The sequence below is a fragment of the Acinetobacter sp. YH12227 genome, from assembly GCF_013417785.1.
In the GTDB taxonomy this organism is placed as follows: Bacteria; Pseudomonadota; Gammaproteobacteria; order Pseudomonadales; family Moraxellaceae; genus Acinetobacter; species Acinetobacter gandensis.
The window spans coordinates 1-1,290 of sequence record NZ_VPDH01000176.1 but is presented as its reverse complement, the minus strand read 5'-3'; the positions used below and the strand labels follow the sequence as shown (position 1 = coordinate 1,290).

General features: G+C 59.1%; 2 protein-coding genes. Both read right to left on the bottom strand.

Translation table 11 applies throughout. From position 1 onward, the window contains the following. Nucleotides 1-67: 67 nt before the first annotated feature. Nucleotides 68-370: a phosphoglucosamine mutase gene (locus FTV09_RS17770; protein ID WP_000251875.1), complete on the bottom strand. Its 303-nt coding sequence runs from the start codon at nt 368-370 to the stop codon at nt 68-70. Nucleotides 371-456: 86 nt separating this feature from the next. Then, entirely contained in the window at nt 457-1,272 is an 816-nt protein-coding gene (gene sul2 / locus FTV09_RS17765; RefSeq protein WP_001043260.1) for a sulfonamide-resistant dihydropteroate synthase Sul2, read from the bottom strand. Nucleotides 1,273-1,290: the final 18 nt, after the last annotated feature.

Here is a 1,290-nt window from a genome sequence, read left to right as displayed (position 1 = left end):
GTAAATTTTCAGCGTTGCTGGCTCCCCGTCAGCCGGATTGGGTTGCATCGCAGGGGTGTCGAAAGAGTCAACTGCGGTCCAAAGCTGTTGGACTTGGGTGAAAAGGGCGTTTATTCTTCCTATACGTTGTCGGCAGCGGGCCAAAAAGGAATACGTCCATGCCCATCGAGGTGAAACCGGCTGTGAGCGCGGGTTCAAGCATATAGCCCGACAGGCGCGTATCCTTGCCGATCACGACACGATGGCGGTGGTCACCGCGACGAAAGACACGGCCAGCCGCCATGCCGACGCGCAAGGCGGTTTCCGCCGTCATCGCGCCTTCGTTGGCTTTGCCACGAATACCGTCTGTGCCGAAATATTTGCGCACCATAAGGTCGATTATCCTGTCGTCGGGTCGCCCTCAAAGGGGACATGCCTGCTGAACCGCGAATATAGAGAAATATCCCGAATGTGCAGTTAACGAATTCTTGCGGTTTCTTTCAGCGCCGCCAATACCGCCAGCCCGTCGCGCAAGGGGCGCGGCTCGTGTGTGCGGATGAAGTCAGCTCCACCTGCGGCGGCGGCAAGCTCTGCAGCGAGTGTCGCGGCCCCGACATCCCCCGGACCACGGCCTGTGAGCGCGCGCAGAAAGGATTTGCGCGAAACAGACAGAAGCACCGGCAAATCGAAGCGCAGCCGCAATTCATCGAACCGCGCCAGCACCGAGAGCGAGGTTTCGGGAGCAGCCCCCAGAAAAAACCCCATGCCGGGATCAAGGACAAGGCGGTTGCGTTTGATACCGGCACCCGTCAGCGCCGCGATGCGCGCGTCAAAGAACGCCGCAATGTGATCCATGATGTCGCCAGCGGGTGCCTCGCGCCGATCTGCCTGCCCGTCTTGCACCGAATGCATAACGACGAGTTTGGCAGATGATTTCGCCAATTGCGGATAGAACGCAGCGTCTGGAAAACCGCGAATATCATTGAGATAGGCCACACCACGCGACAAGGCATAGGCTTGCGTCGCGGGTTGATAACTGTCGAGCGAGACGGGAATGCCATCTGCCTTGAGCGCGTCCAGCACCGGCGCGATACGCGCGATTTCTGTGTCGGACGAAACAGGCGCGGCGTCGGGATTGCTGGATGCCGGACCGAGGTCGATCACATCTGCCCCCTCGGCCATCAGCTTACGCGCCTGCGCAATGGCTGCGTCTGGCGCCAGATACCGGCCTCCATCGGAGAAACTGTCCGAGGTTATGTTGACGATGCCGAAAATGATGAGCGATTTATTCATGGGGGCTTCTATAATAAT

Excerpts from the sequence above, each read along its gene's own strand:
- sul2 (WP_001043260.1), bottom strand. The coding sequence starts at position 1,272 with ATGAATAAATCGCTCATCATTTTCGGCATCGTCAACATAACCTCGGAC.
- FTV09_RS17770 (WP_000251875.1), bottom strand. The coding sequence starts at position 370 with ATGGTGCGCAAATATTTCGGCACAGACGGTATTCGTGGCAAAGCCAAC.